The organism is Salinicola sp. MIT1003 (assembly GCF_001858555.1).
In the GTDB taxonomy this organism is placed as follows: Bacteria; Pseudomonadota; Gammaproteobacteria; order Pseudomonadales; family Halomonadaceae; genus Salinicola; species Salinicola salarius.
Window position 1 is genome coordinate 1 of the sequence record NZ_MCAP01000028.1, and the last position, 13,490, is coordinate 13,490.

At 62.3% G+C, this 13,490-nt stretch carries 12 protein-coding genes; 8 read left to right on the plus strand and 4 right to left on the minus strand.

What is annotated here, in order from left to right; translation table 11 throughout:
- Positions 1 to 180 precede the first annotated feature (180 nt).
- The 7 genes from BC443_RS11690 to BC443_RS11720 all read left to right on the plus strand — a co-directional run bounded on the left by BC443_RS11690 (position 181) and on the right by BC443_RS11720 (position 7,241).
- Positions 181 to 1,095 carry an MBL fold metallo-hydrolase gene (locus tag BC443_RS11690; protein ID WP_071232023.1) on the plus strand — a complete coding sequence of 305 codons (915 nt, stop codon included), beginning with the start codon at positions 181 to 183 and terminating at the stop codon, positions 1,093 to 1,095.
- A gap of 58 nt (positions 1,096 to 1,153) precedes the next feature.
- Positions 1,154 to 2,440: an FAD/NAD(P)-binding oxidoreductase gene (locus BC443_RS11695; protein WP_247643274.1), complete on the plus strand. Its 1,287-nt coding sequence runs from the start codon at positions 1,154 to 1,156 to the stop codon at positions 2,438 to 2,440.
- A 16-nt stretch (positions 2,441 to 2,456) separates the two neighbouring features.
- Positions 2,457 to 4,250, plus strand: coding sequence for a sulfate permease (sulP, locus tag BC443_RS11700; RefSeq protein ID WP_071232024.1), 1,794 nt, complete (start codon positions 2,457 to 2,459; stop codon positions 4,248 to 4,250).
- A gap of 49 nt (positions 4,251 to 4,299) precedes the next feature.
- Positions 4,300 to 4,758 (plus strand): hypothetical protein, encoded by a 459-nt coding sequence (locus tag BC443_RS11705; protein ID WP_071232025.1) that lies wholly within the window; start codon positions 4,300 to 4,302, stop codon positions 4,756 to 4,758.
- A complete protein-coding gene (locus tag BC443_RS11710; RefSeq protein WP_071232026.1) occupies positions 4,755 to 5,168 on the plus strand; it encodes a DUF6691 family protein in 414 nt (137 codons plus the stop codon). Before BC443_RS11705 ends, BC443_RS11710 begins: the two co-directional genes overlap by 4 nt.
- Before the next feature lie 76 nt (positions 5,169 to 5,244).
- Entirely contained in the window at positions 5,245 to 5,940 is a 696-nt protein-coding gene (locus BC443_RS11715; protein ID WP_071232027.1) for a response regulator, read from the plus strand.
- Positions 5,937 to 7,241: a HAMP domain-containing histidine kinase gene (locus tag BC443_RS11720; protein ID WP_071232028.1), complete on the plus strand. Its 1,305-nt coding sequence runs from the start codon at positions 5,937 to 5,939 to the stop codon at positions 7,239 to 7,241. Before BC443_RS11715 ends, BC443_RS11720 begins: the two co-directional genes overlap by 4 nt.
- Positions 7,242 to 7,307: 66 nt before the next feature.
- Here BC443_RS11720 and dsbG read toward each other — a convergent pair whose 3' ends face one another.
- The 3 genes from dsbG to dsbD form a co-directional block, all read right to left on the minus strand.
- Positions 7,308 to 8,090, minus strand: a complete 783-nt coding sequence (gene dsbG, locus BC443_RS11725; protein WP_247643275.1) for a thiol:disulfide interchange protein DsbG — start codon at positions 8,088 to 8,090, stop codon at positions 7,308 to 7,310.
- Positions 8,091 to 8,165: 75 nt separating this feature from the next.
- Entirely contained in the window at positions 8,166 to 8,990 is an 825-nt protein-coding gene (locus BC443_RS11730) for a prolipoprotein diacylglyceryl transferase family protein (RefSeq protein ID WP_071232030.1), read from the minus strand.
- A gap of 2 nt (positions 8,991 to 8,992) precedes the next feature.
- On the minus strand, positions 8,993 to 10,903 hold the full coding sequence (gene dsbD / locus BC443_RS11735) for a protein-disulfide reductase DsbD (protein WP_071232031.1): 1,911 nt from the start codon (positions 10,901 to 10,903) through the stop codon (positions 8,993 to 8,995).
- 163 nt (positions 10,904 to 11,066) lie between these two features.
- Between dsbD and BC443_RS11740 the strand changes: the two genes are divergently transcribed.
- On the plus strand, positions 11,067 to 11,603 hold the full coding sequence (locus BC443_RS11740; protein WP_071232032.1) for a DsrE family protein: 537 nt from the start codon (positions 11,067 to 11,069) through the stop codon (positions 11,601 to 11,603).
- An 80-nt stretch (positions 11,604 to 11,683) separates the two neighbouring features.
- Here BC443_RS11740 and lnt read toward each other — a convergent pair whose 3' ends face one another.
- The gene (gene lnt, locus BC443_RS11745; RefSeq protein WP_071232033.1) at positions 11,684 to 13,165 is read right to left on the minus strand and encodes an apolipoprotein N-acyltransferase; all 1,482 of its coding nucleotides are present in this window, start codon (positions 13,163 to 13,165) and stop codon (positions 11,684 to 11,686) included.
- Positions 13,166 to 13,490: the final 325 nt, after the last annotated feature.

Consider the following 13,490-nt stretch of genomic DNA (forward strand, 5'->3'; position numbering starts at 1 on the left):
ATAGGAATAAGGCAGATATTCAGTTTTCGTCTGGTGTTGCATCTACCTCTTCCTAGCAAATGAAGCTTATGCGCTAAAAGCATAGAAATATCTTCGTGGTTATTAGGTATATTCAAAAACGATCTAACGTTAGAATTATTTCTAAGCTAACCTGGGGGCATGTTCTTTCAAGGAGCTCTTATGAACACCTACGCTCTATCACGAGGCAATGAGGATACTGGTCTCCCCGATGTCGCCGGTTTTTTCGATCCTCGCACCTTCAGTATTCAGTACGTCGTCAGCGATCCCGCCACGAGCCGCTGCGCGATCATCGATCCAGTGCTCGATTACGATGAGAAGTCCGGCGCCACGGCGACATTCCAGGCCGATGAGCTTTTGGCCTATATCGAGCGTGAAGGGCTCGGGGTCGAGTGGATTCTGGATACCCATCCCCACGCGGATCACTTTTCCGCCGCGCGCTATCTGCACGACAAGACCGGCGCCCCTACCGCCATCGGCCGGCCGGTGACCCAGGTGCAGGCGCTGTGGAAGGCGATTTACCACTGGCCGGATTTACGCGACGACGGTAGCCAGTGGGATCATCTGTTCGGCGAGGGGGACACCTTCAAGCTTGGCGAGATCGATTGCCGGGTGATGCACTCACCGGGTCATACGCTGGCCTCGATCACCTATGTGATCGGCGATGCGGCCTTTGTTCACGACACCCTGTTCCAGCCCGATTTCGGCACCGCCCGTGCCGACTTCCCCGGGGGAAGCGCCCATCAGCTGTGGCACTCGATCCAGGCGATCCTGGCGCTGCCCGACGAGACGCGTCTGTTCACCGGCCACGATTACATGCCGGACGGGCGCGAACCGCAGTGGGAAAGCACCGTGCGCGAGCAGCGTGAGACCAACAAGCATCGTTTGAGCGACAGCAGCGAGGCTGAGTTTGTTGCGCTGCGTGAGAAGCGCGATAGCGAACTGCCGATGCCAAAGCTGATCCTGCACGCCCTGCAGGTCAACATTCTCGGTGGCCGCCTTCCCGAGCCGGAGAGCAACGGCAAGCGCTATCTGAAATTCCCGCTCGATGCCCTCGAAGGCGCGGCATGGGAGTGAGAAGGCGCCGTCGTCAGGCCATACCGCGCCGCGCCGAATCTACCAACGGGAGTTAGTCATGAACGAATCGACAGTCATGAACGAATCGACAGACACGAATCCGTCGATAGCCGCGAACGACAAGCGCCATGACATCGTCATCATCGGCGGTGGGGCAGGGGGCATCGCGGTCGCCGCGAGTCTGCACAAACGCCGTTCCGATCTCAATATCGCTATCGTCGAACCCGCGCAGGATCACTTCTACCAGCCCGGCTGGACGCTGGTGGGCGGTGGTGTCTTCACTCCGGAGCAGACCCGGCGTTCGATGCACTCGGTGATGCCGAGCTTCGTCACCTGGTATCAGGCCGCGGCGGAACGGCTGCTGCCGGAATCCCGCCAGGTCGTGCTGGGTAACGGTTCGACACTCGGATACCGCGCGCTGGTGGTTGCGCCGGGTCTCGAGATCGACTGGCAGGCGATCGATGGTCTCGAGGAGACGCTGGGCAAGAATGGCGTGACCTCGAACTACCGTTTCGATCTGGCGCCCTACACCTGGTCGCTGGTTCAGGCAATGCGCGGCGGCAAGGCGCTGTTTACCCAGCCGCCAATGCCGATCAAGTGCGCCGGAGCGCCACAGAAGGCGATGTATCTCTCCTGTCACGAGTGGGAGAAGCAGGGCGTCCTGAACGGCATCGATGTCCATTTCCACAATGCCGGCGGTGTGATGTTCGGTGTCTCGGACTTCGTGCCGGCACTGGACGAATACGTTCAGCGTTACGGCATCCACAAGCAGTTCCAACAGAACCTCATCGCTGTGGACGGCCCGGCCCAGAAGGCGCGTTTTTGCGTCACGAGCGAAGATAGCAGCGAAGAGATCGAGACCGATTTCGACATGCTTCACGTCGTGCCGCCTCAGCGCGCCCCACGGCTGGTGCGCGAATCGTCACTGGCCAACGAGGGTGGCTGGCTCGATCTCGATGCCGACACTCTCCAGCACAACCACTTCAGTGATGTCTTCGGTCTCGGCGACGCCAGCGGTACCGGCAACGCCAAGACGGCCGCCGCCGTGCGCAAGCAGGCACCGGTAGTGGCGGACAACCTGTTGGCTGTGCTCGATGGCAAGTCGATGCCCTCCGGCTATGCGGGATATGGCGCCTGTCCGTTGACGGTCGAACGAGGCCGCGTGGTGCTGGCGGAGTTCGGTTACGGCGGCCAGTTGCAGCCGACGTTCCCGTCCTGGATCAATCAGGCGACACGGCCGACCCGGCTCGGCTGGAACATCAAGGCGCAGCAGCTCCCCTTCATCTACTGGAATCTGATGCTCAAGGGGCACGAATGGCTGGCCAAGCCGCAGGCGCGCACTTGATCGAGGCCAGCAGATCATGAATCAGCCGCACAAAGCCGGATTGGCACGCTGGCTCCCGATCCTTGACTGGGGTCGGCGCTACAACGGCCAATGGCTGGGCGATGATCTGCTGGCGGCCGTCATCGTGGCGCTGATGCTGATTCCGCAGGCACTGGCCTACGCGATGCTGGCGGGACTCCCCCCGGTGGTGGGGTTGTACGCGAGCCTCGTGCCGCTGGTGGTCTACACGCTGTTGGGGACCAGCACGACGTTGTCGGTGGGCCCGATGGCGGTCGTCTCGTTGATGACGGCATCGGCATTGTCGCAGGTAGCCGAATCGGGGTCGCAGGACTATATCGCCGCGGCCTTGGTACTGGCGCTGCTTTCCGGTGGCATTCTGCTGATCATGGGGCTCTGCCGGCTGGGGTTTCTGGTCAACTTCTTGAGTCACCCGGTGATGACTGGTTTCGTCAGCGCCTCGGGCGTTCTGATCGCGGCGAGTCAGCTCAAGCAGCTACTTGGAGTCGATCTGTCGGGCTCGACGCTGCCGGCCCTGGTGTCTCAGCTACCTTCCGTGCTGGAGGATGTCAGTCCACCGACGATGAGCATCGGGCTGGGCTCGCTTCTGGTGTTGTGGTGGGTACGGCGGTGGGGAAAATCCGCACTGGAACGCTGCCGGGTGCCGACTAGAGTGGCGGGCGTGCTGGTCAAGCTGGCGCCGATCGCCACCATCGTGCTGGCGACGTTGGTGGCCGGTGCGGCGGGATGGCTCGGTAATGGTGTCGCCGTCATCGGCGAGATTCCCGCCGGACTGCCACCTTTGACCCTGCCCGACTGGGAGCCAGCGCTGTGGCGATCACTGATCGGTTCGGCGGTGCTGATCAGCATCGTCGGCTACGTGGAGTCGGTCTCGGTGGCCCAGGCGCTGGCGGTGCGCCGCGGCGAACGCGTCGACCCGGACCAGGAACTGATCGGGCTGGGCGGAGCCAACCTGGCAGCTTCGTTCACCGGCGGCATGCCGATCACCGGCGGCTTCTCCCGTTCCGTGGTCAACTTCGATGCCGGTGCCCGCACCCCGGCCTCCAGTGCTTTCACCGCCGTGGGCATCGCGTTGGCCATGCTGTTTCTGTCGCCCTGGCTGCGACAATTGCCGATGGGAACGCTGGCGGCGACCATCGTTATCGCCACCGTGTCGCTGGTCGATCTGGCGGCATTCAAGCGTGTCTGGCGCTATGCCCGTGGCGAGGGCATCGCCATGTCGGCGACCGCGCTGGCGACACTGATGCTGGGTGTGGACGTGGGCATCTTGGTCGGTGTCGCCATGTCGCTGGCGTTGCATCTTTATGGCACCAGTCGGCCGCACAGCGCGGAAGTCGGTCGCATCCCCGGCACCGAGCATTTTCGCAACGTCCGCCGCCACGCCGTGGAAACCGACGCCGGGGTCGCCATTCTGCGCGTCGACGAGAGCCTCTACTTCGCCAACGTCCGCCACCTGGAAGACCTGGTCACGGCAGTGGTTTCTCGCGATCCGTCGCCGCGGGATCTGGTATTGGCCTGCCAGGCGATCAACGTCATCGACGCCACGGCGCTGGAAAGTCTCGAGGCGCTCAATCGGCGTCTTCGGGCCCGGCAGATCGGGCTGCATCTCGCCGAAGTGAAAGGCCCGGTGATGGATCGGCTGAGTCGCACCGAACTGCTCGAAACGCTCAATGGCCGGGTCTTCCTGAGCACCTTCGATGCCTGGTGCGAGCTGCATGGCCGCGGGGCGGGGCGATTGAGCCATCCCTGTATCGAATCACCGACGCCCGGTTATTCGGTGACTGCCGGCTGATGACGATAGTGGTAGAGATAGTGGTGGAGATAATGGCAAGAGGAGCGAGATGGAAACGTTGAGTGCGTTGCAGGGGTTGCTGGGCGGGGTTCTCATCGGACTTTCCGCCACGCTGCTCATGGGGTTGCTGGGACGGATCGCCGGTATCAGCGGGATCCTCTCCGGGCTGGTTTTCGAGCGCGGTGCGGACAGGCCCTGGCGTGTCGCGTTTCTGCTAGGCCTCATCTCCGGGCCGGCCTTGCTGATCTTGGCTGGTCTGGACTGGGGCAATGTGGCAGGCGACAGCGGGGCGATGATCGGTGCTCCGACGAGGGGGCTGACGACGATGTTGATCGCCGGCCTGCTGGTCGGGTTGGGCACTGGCCTGGGTAGCGGCTGCACCAGCGGGCACGGGGTCTGCGGGTTGGCGCGTCTGTCGCCCCGGTCGATGGCCGCAACGCTCGTCTTCGTGCTGGTTGCCATGCTGACCGTGTTCGTGTCGCGTCACTGGCTGGGAGGCGCGCCATGAAAATGCTGGCAGGTTATTTGGCGGGATTGCTGTTCGGTCTCGGCCTGGCGATCAGCGGCATGACCGACCCGGCGCGGGTCCTCGGTTTTCTCGATGTCGCCGGCGCCTGGGATCCGGCCCTGATCTTCGTACTGGGCGGAGCGGTCATCACCACGTTCATCGGTTATCGCTTCGTCTGGCGACGCCAGATGCCGCTGTTCGAATCCCGGTTCCAGCTGCCCACCCGCCGTAACCTCGATACCCGACTGCTGGGTGGTGCCGCACTTTTCGGTATCGGGTGGGGGCTTTCAGGGTATTGCCCGGGACCGGCGGTCGCCTCGCTGGCGGGGCTGAGCTGGCCGCTGGCGCTGTTCCTGATCGCCATGGTGGCCGGGTGGTGGCTGGCGCGTCGGCTTTCCCCCGCTCACTGAAGGGCGAACTCATCCTGACATCATCGCCGTCCGCCAGACTGTGGCGGGAATGGATCGGGTAGAAAACGGAATAAACATGCGCGTATTGCTCGTCGAGGACGATGCACCGGTGGCGGCAGGCATCGAAGCGGGACTGGCGCTGAGCGACTTCGTCGTCGATATCGTGACCACGCTGGACGGTGCACGCGGGGCGTTGTCCGTAATCGACTACGATGCCGCGGTGCTCGATCGCCGTTTGCCCGATGGCGATGGTCTGACGCTGCTGCAACAGTGGCGTCGTGCGGGTATTGCCATGCCGGTACTGATGCTGACGGCGAGAGACGCCGTTGCCAGTCGTGTCGAAGGGCTTCAGGGCGGAGCCGACGATTATCTGGTCAAACCGTTCGATCTGGATGAGTTGACGGCAAGGCTGCAGGCGCTGTTGCGCCGCAGCGCCGGGCAGGTCGACCGCTCCCTTCGCCACGGGCGCCTGGCGCTGGACCCCGTCGCTCGCAGCGTGACGTTGGATGGCGCACCGGTGGCGCTGGTGCGTCGCGAGCTGATGCTGCTGGAGGCGCTGATGCGCGCGCGTGGGCGGATCCTGAGCGCCGACCAGTTGAAGGATCGCCTTTACGGCATCGATGACGAGATCGAGAGCAACGCCCTCAACGTGCATATCTACCAGTTGCGTCGCAAGCTGGGACGCGAAGTGATCGAGACGGTCCGGGGCGTCGGCTACCGTCTCGGTGCGCTTCCCGCCGACGAGCGACTGCATGGCGATACGCCCTCATGAGCCTGCGGCTGCGTCTCGTCGCTACGCTTGGGATCACGTTGATGCTGCTGTGGGGGCTGACGGCGGCGTGGTCGATGCGCGATCTCTCGACCCAGCTCGAGCGTTCGCTGGATCAGCGTCTGGCACAGTCGGCGCGAATGGTGGCCGGCCTGCTCGATCGCGTGCCGGCGGCGGCCTGGGATGGAGAAATGGGCGAGACGTCGACCATCCCTGCGCTCGAGGGCGTCGCCTGCCGCGTGTCGTCGCTGCGCGGTCAGGTGGTGGCGGGTACGCACCCGGAGATGAACGATGTTCTCGCAGTCGATGACGAAGGTTACAGCTACCGCGATCACAACGGCCAGCGCTGGCGCGTCTATACCCTGGTCGACGACGACAAGCGCATCACCGTGGCGGATCGCCTGCGTGAGCGGGAGTCGTTGCTGGCCCAGGTACGCCGTGCCGCATTCTATCCCTTTCTGTTTGCTTCGATCGGCAGTCTGATCGCGCTGTGGTGGGGCGTGACCCGGGGTCTGTCGCCGCTGTCGAGGCTGCAGCGGCGCCTGATGTCACGCGATCACGACGATCTCTCGGCACTGCCGATCCGCGGTTTGCCGGGGGAAATTCGCCCACTGATCGATGGATTCAACACCCTGCTTGCGCGCACCCGGCGCATGCTGGAGTTGGAGCAGCGCTTTACCGACGATGCCGCGCATGAGCTGCGCACACCGCTGACCGCGATTCGGACCCATCTTCAGATTGCGCGACGCGTCGGCGGCGATCCCCATCAACAGGCGATGCAGCAGGCGGAGGCGGGGGTGGGGCGGCTGACGAAGACGCTCGACCAGTTGCTGTTGCTGGCACGCATGGAAAGCGATGAGGTCGCGCGGGGGTGTGTCGACCCTACGCGGCTGGGAGAGGCCCTGGAGGCTGCGATGGTGGAGACGGGCAGTCGTGAACGGTGCCACTGGCGCGCATCAGTCGACCGACTTCATGTCGCGCTATCCGGGGAGTTGCTGGTGATTGCGCTGCGCAATCTGCTCGAGAATGCCATGCGGCACGGTTTGCCTGACACCCCGATCGAGATTGAAGCGCAGCGGATGAACGGCTTGGCCGTGATCGACATCTTCAACCAGGGCGAAACCATTCCGCCCGAGCAGATCGCCCGCCTGACGGAGCGTTTTCATCGCGGCAATCATCCTCAGGGTAGCGGCCTGGGGTTATCCATCGTCGAGGCGATCGCTACCCGGGCTGGCGGGAGCCTGCGGCTCACCTCCGGCGACGGTATCGGGCTGCGCGTCACCCTCTCACTGCCCCTGGCCTGATTCGTCCGTGCGGATGAGTAAGGACGGGTGAGCAGGAGGTGGATAAGCAGGGGTGGACAGGAAAGCTCAGGGCGAGTCGCTACCCATGATGGTGTGCAGCTTGTCCGGGGTGGGTGCGCCCATGACCTTGTGCACCTCGCCATCGTCGTCCTGATAGAAAATCACCGGAGTGGCATACAGCTGGGCGTCGCGCATCACTTGCGTGTTGTCGCTGACCCACTGCTCGCTCTGATCGGTTCCCTCGCTGTTCGGCATGGCGCCGGTGCGATAGTGTTCGGCGATCGCGGCGCTGGGATCGTCGGCGGCCAGGATCGCGGCGGCTTTCTCGGGGCTGTCCGCTTTCAGAATCCCCACCATCAGGTGACGAATCTGGACATCACCGTTTTCGACCCAGGGCTGAGCGTCCTGCCAGAACTTGCGGCAGTAGGGACAGTTGGGATCGCTGAAGGTGTAGACCACGCGCGATGCATCGGTATCGCCTTCGCGAACCCAATGGTGGCCCGCCATTGCCTTCCATAGCTCGGCATTCTTGGGTCCATCGACGAGCTGTTCCAGCGGCTCGGCGGAGACGTCCCGGCCCTGGGCGTCGATCAGCGTGCCGACGACGGCATGCTCTCCGTCCGGCGTCAGAAAGGCCGCGACAGACTGACCGCGCACGCTGGCGGCGTAACCCCTGAGTCCGCCGGGGGCATCGAATTCACCGTGAATGGTGAGGCCCTGCTGCTCGAGTGTCTGGATCGGCGCCGGCCAGTCGTCGGCGGCGGCGGGCAGGCTCGCCGCCAGGGCAATACCGGCGGCCAATGGCAGCGCGAGCCGTAGTGGCATCATTCGGGGGGCGTGATTTTGCATCGGTGTCGTCTCCGTTTGTTAATGTCTAGCGGGAAGGTCGAGTGAAGCGCTCGGGTTGAAAGCGCGTCTGGACCGTCATGGGGTGAAGCGCTCGAGACTGCGATCGAGCGTGGCACGGGAAAGCTCACCGAAGTGGGTATCGACGAGCTGACCGTCGGCGTCGTAGTAGAGGGTGGTCGGCATGGCCATCGCCCCCACTTCTCGACCGAACGTCATGTCCGGATCGCGATAGAGATGATCGAGCGAGAGGGACTCCCGGTGCAGGAACGTCTCGACGGCGTCGACGCTCTCGCCCTGATTGACGAACACGAACGACACGTCGTCCCGTGCCTGCTGGGCCTGTTCCAGCATCGGCATCTCGCGACGACAGGGCGGACACCAGCTCGCCCAGAGATTGACCACCATGGGCCGGTCGGCTTCCTGCAGCACGGTGGGGAGAGCCACCGGCGAGCCATCGAGATCTGCCAGCGGGATCGAGGGCAGGCTCGCCCCGCGGGGCGCCATCAGCGCCAGGGCGCCAGCAGTCATCGACCACGCCAGTGCACCGGAGAGAACCGCTGCACCCAGGGGACGACGCATGGCCGGCTGCCGCCAGAAACGCCAGGCCAGATAAACGAAAGCGATCGCCAGCCCGGCCAGCGGCTCGAACCCGCGATCCCGGATGTCTAGCCAGGACCAGAACGTGTCGTAGCTCTGCCAGTAGCGGGCCACGAACACGATGCGTGCGCCGATGACGCCGATCAGCAACGCATTGAACAGAACATCGCCGACGCTGACCTGTCGACGACGGCCCATCCAGGCACCCACGATCAGGGCGACGACCATGGCCAGGGCCAGCAGAAGCTGACCCAGACTCACGCCCAGCGGCCCCAGAGCGATACTGCGATCGAGCGGATTCATGGTCAGCCCTCCGTGGACTCGTTGGCGCGCTGTTTGGCTTGTGCGTAGCGGTCGAGAAAGGCCTCGGCATCCAGTTCACCGATGATGCGGGCGCTGCGCTGCTCCTGACCGTCGGGGCCGAACCACATCAGCGTCGGCGGACCGACGATGCCGAAGTGCTGCATGATCGCCTGATCCTCGTTGTCGTAATCCGTGACGTCGATACTCAGTCGCTGCACGTCCTGGAGCGCCTTCTTGACGGTCGGGTCGCTGAACACTTCCTGTTCAATGACTTCGCAGGAGACACACCAGTCGGCGGTGAATTCGACCAGTGTCATCTGGCCGCTGTTGGCGGTTGCCTGGACGCGGCGTTCGAGCGTGGCCAGATCCTTCACGTCGTCGAACGCGATAGGCCCGGACTCGCTGGCGTCTTTTGAGGCCGCTGCCACACCGCTCGGGACGTAGACCGACAATGGCCGCCACGGATCCTTGGCACCACCGGCGGCACCGATCAGGATCAACGTGCTCCACAGACCGATGATGGCGGCACTGGCGGTGGAGAACTGGGGCAGAATGCCACCCGTGCCGTTACCCCGCGCCATGGTGACAAGAGAGATCGCTACCCCCAGGCCCAGCGCGCCCCACAGGCCAAGAACGAGGGCATCCGAGAGGATTCGGGCGACGAACCAGATCGCCATGCCCAGCAGCACGAAGCCGAACAGTGCCTTGACGCGGGTCATCCAGGCGCCGGGCCTGGGCAGCAACTGGCTGCCGAGCGTGCCGATCAGCACCAGCGGGGCGCCCATGCCGAGACCCAGCGCGAGCAGTGCCGCACCGCCCAGCCACGGATTGCCGGTTTCGGCGATGAAGAGCAGGGCGCCGGCGAGAGGAGCGGTCATGCAGGGGCCGACCAGCAGGGCGGAGAGCACCCCCATGACGGCGACGCCCTTGAATCGGCCGCCGCGCTGTTTCGACAGTCCCGCATCCAGACGTTGACGCAGCGCTCGCGGCAGTTCGAGCTCGAAGGCACCGAACATGGCGAGTGCCAGTACCACGAACAGCACCGAGAAAATGCCGATGAACCAGACATTCTGGAACAGCATCTGCAAATTGGCGCCGGCCATGGCCGCGGCCACGCCCAGTATCGCGTAGGTTGCAGCCATGGGGAGAACGTAGGCGAGCGAAAGCACGAAGCCGGCGGCACGCGGATTCTCCCCGCTGCGACGTTGGCCGACGATCAGGCTGGAGAGAATGGGGATCATCGGCAACACGCAGGGCGTGAAGGTCAATAGCAACCCCATGCCGAAGAACGCTGCCAGCGTCCAGATCCAGTTGCCACCGGCGAGCTGCGCCGCCAGTTGCTGATCTTCCGCCATCGCCGCGTCTTTCTGAGGCTGAGTGGTGGGGCTTGTCGCGACAGAGGCTGGTGTCGCGGATGACGCATTCGGCGCATCGGCCGAGGCATCCGTTCCCAGCGCGTTCGCGTCGGTGGTGCTGCTCCCCGAGGCAGCGGCAACCGACTCCAGATCGAAGGTTCGCTGCTGGGGGGGATAGCAGAGGCCGGCATCGGCGCAACCCTGCCAATGAAGGGTGAGGGTATCGGCTTCCCCGGGCTGCGTGGTCATGTGCAACGCATGACGATAGATCTCGGAACGACCGAAGTACTCGTCCTCGATGGTCTCCCCCTCGGGGATATCGAGCGACAGTTCGCGATCATCGGCCTGAGCAGAGAAGCTATGGCGATAGAGGTAGTAACCGGGCTCGATCTGCCAGTCGATTTCCACCTCGTCGCCATCTTGTATCAGCGTCGGTTCGAAGGCCTGATCCGGCGGCAGGAAGTCGCCCTGTTGTCCGAACGGATCCTGCGCCATGGCCAGCGTGGCAACGCCGAGCAATGCCAGTATCATGATCCACTGGACTCGCCTCGACTGCATCAACTTCCCCTTAGCTCCTGCCCACATTGGCCGCGCTCCTGATTCGATGGCGACAGATTGGGTCATGGGGATGAGCTGAAAATGAACTCTCGGCATCGCAGTTGATAACTTATATTCATTTACTGAATATCGTTATTTTTATAAGATCTAAAAGGAGGTCAAAATGCACAATTACCCCTCATCGCAGTGGCTCGACTCTTTGGGGCTGATTCGAGGCAAACCCGGTAATGCCGAACTGGCGATCCCCGGTTCACCGCTGCCCGTGGGGCAGTCGGTCGATCAGTGGCTTCCCGCGCCCGGCGAGACCTGTCATGGGCTCTTTCAGATTTCCAGTGCGGCCGATGCGACGGATCGAGTGCATGGCGGTGTCATGCGGCTGGTGCGAACGCTTAATCTGATGTCACAGGCCGAGGTGGCGTGTCGCGCCGTGGTCGTCGTTGCCGGGCCGGCGACGCCATGCGTGTTGAAATCTGCAGCCTATCGCGAGCGGATTGCCGAGCCGTCACTCGAGGAAAACCCCAACGCGCCCTGGTGGAACGCCCTGCGCCAGCAGGGTGTACCGGTGCTGGTCTGCCTGCAGGCGCTGGCCGCTCAAGGGCTATCGCTCGAGGAGGTCGAAGCCGGTATCGAGCCGGTGCAGTCAGGCTTGAGCGCAGCGTTGGCATTGGGAAGACATGGGTTCGTTCCGCTTAACCTATAAGAATGAATATATTTCGACATCGGAGTTTGAACGGGATATATCAGAGATAGACGAGGCGCCCAGTAAAATTCGTTGCGTTATCAGTAATATGTCCGCCGGCGAAGAATGCTTTCTCTGATTCCTGGTAGCACCAACAGAGCGGCAAGCAGCCAGGTTGGCCAGCTACCAACGCGGCTGAACGGTGTCAGCCCAGTCATGGGTGTGACTTCGCCGATGACGCTTGTTGCTTCAAACTGTGGGCCGCGCTGTCGCAGATTACCTTGATCGTCGATGATCGCGGTAACACCATTATTAGTCGCGCGTATTACATAACGACCGTTCTCGAGCGCCCGGAGCCTCGCCATCTGCAGGTGCTGCAAAGGTCCGATCGAGCGACCAAACCAGGTGTCGTTGGAGACCGTAAGCAACACTTTGGCGTTTCGGGCGCGCTCGGCGACCAAATCGGGATAGACGATCTCGTAGCAGATAGCGTTCCCGATAGCGACGTCGTGGGTAAAAATCGGCGGCTGCGATTCAGCCCCGGCGCTGAAGTCCGACATCGGAAGGTCGAAAAAATCTATCACGTCGCGCAGCATGGAATCCAGGGGAAGAAACTCACCGAAGGGAACCAGGTGGGACTTGCGATACTCGCCCTGCACCGCCCCGGTGCCGATGATGGCATTGTAGTAATGCTCGTCGCGGTCACCTTGAACGATACCGGTGAGAAGCGCTGTACCAGGAGGAAGTGAAGCCTGCAGGCGTTCAAGATAGGGGCGAGCCTGATTCGCAAACATTGGCAGTGCCGTCTCAGGCCAGACAATGACATCGGCGTTTATGGGTAGTTCGTGGGTCAACCGAGCATAAACCTCCAGTGCGTTACGCTGGCCCTCTGAGCTCCACTTATCGAGTTGAGGTAAGTTGCCCTGAATTAACGCGAACCGCAATGGATCGGCGGCCTTGTGGGTCCACTGGCCTGGCATTACCAGTGCAGCGAGCCAGAGCATAGCGATGGGCACCACAGCCCACCAGCGTCGCCGAAAAAACTCGACTAGCAATGTCCCCGTCAAAGCGACGATTAGTGACAGCAAATAAACCCCACCAATAGGCGCCCATGTCGCTATGGGCGAATCTACTTGAGCACTACCCAACAGTAGCCATGGAAAACCGGTGAATGCCCAGCTACGAAAAGCTTCGGCCAGCACCCAGGTCCCAGCAAAACTCAGGAATGCCAGCCGAGATGAAGTGAAGTGACGATAGAGCCCGAAGAAAATGGCGGGAAACAGAGCCAGCACGGCTACGAATAATCCAGTCAGAACAATTGCCAGAGGAACACCGGTATATCCGTAGTCGTGAATCGAGACGTAGACCCAACTGGTGCCTGTACCGAATAGAGCGATCCCGAAGAGCCAGCCGTGCAGCGTTGCCTGTACCGTGCTCAGCTGATGATGACCCAGGTACATCAGTGCTACGGCAAGTGGTCCTAACCACCAGAAGTGGAAGGGTGCAAAGCTCAGCGTTGATAAGCAGCCGGCCAAAAGCGCGGCTAGATAGGTTGACCAAGGCTTATAGATACACGCTGACATGCACTCTCCTCAGAGACGGGGCTGTATCAAGGGTACCGTGAATCTTCTCGAGGTATCGAGGTAGTGATACTTGCCTGGACTTCTTATTAGCCAGGTGCTAGTTCTCTAGCACCTCTTTACACACCGGTTGTAACACCTGAATTGCTTTGAAGAAAGCCGGCCTGTTGTATAGCCGAATCCTGTATCAGAGGTGTGGTGACCCGCGGTATCAGCATCTCGATGCCCCTAATCTTGCTTGGATATGTCTGATCTTTGACCTTATCGTTCCGTGCGCGCCCAAGTGTGACGTACCGAGATTGGCCTATGGAGATGAGCTGAAAATTAG

Coding starts and splice junctions, on each gene's coding strand:
- sulP (WP_071232024.1), top strand. CDS start 2,457: ATGAATCAGCCGCACAAAGCCGGATTGGCACGCTGGCTCCCGATCCTT.
- BC443_RS11730 (WP_071232030.1), bottom strand. CDS start 8,990: ATGAATCCGCTCGATCGCAGTATCGCTCTGGGGCCGCTGGGCGTGAGT.
- dsbD (WP_071232031.1), bottom strand. CDS start 10,903: ATGCAGTCGAGGCGAGTCCAGTGGATCATGATACTGGCATTGCTCGGC.
- BC443_RS11705 (WP_071232025.1), top strand. CDS start 4,300: ATGGAAACGTTGAGTGCGTTGCAGGGGTTGCTGGGCGGGGTTCTCATC.
- BC443_RS11715 (WP_071232027.1), top strand. CDS start 5,245: ATGCGCGTATTGCTCGTCGAGGACGATGCACCGGTGGCGGCAGGCATC.
- BC443_RS11740 (WP_071232032.1), top strand. CDS start 11,067: ATGCACAATTACCCCTCATCGCAGTGGCTCGACTCTTTGGGGCTGATT.
- BC443_RS11710 (WP_071232026.1), top strand. CDS start 4,755: ATGAAAATGCTGGCAGGTTATTTGGCGGGATTGCTGTTCGGTCTCGGC.
- BC443_RS11720 (WP_071232028.1), top strand. CDS start 5,937: ATGAGCCTGCGGCTGCGTCTCGTCGCTACGCTTGGGATCACGTTGATG.
- BC443_RS11695 (WP_247643274.1), top strand. CDS start 1,154: ATGAACGAATCGACAGTCATGAACGAATCGACAGACACGAATCCGTCG.
- BC443_RS11690 (WP_071232023.1), top strand. CDS start 181: ATGAACACCTACGCTCTATCACGAGGCAATGAGGATACTGGTCTCCCC.
- lnt (WP_071232033.1), bottom strand. CDS start 13,165: ATGTCAGCGTGTATCTATAAGCCTTGGTCAACCTATCTAGCCGCGCTT.
- dsbG (WP_247643275.1), bottom strand. CDS start 8,090: ATGCAAAATCACGCCCCCCGAATGATGCCACTACGGCTCGCGCTGCCA.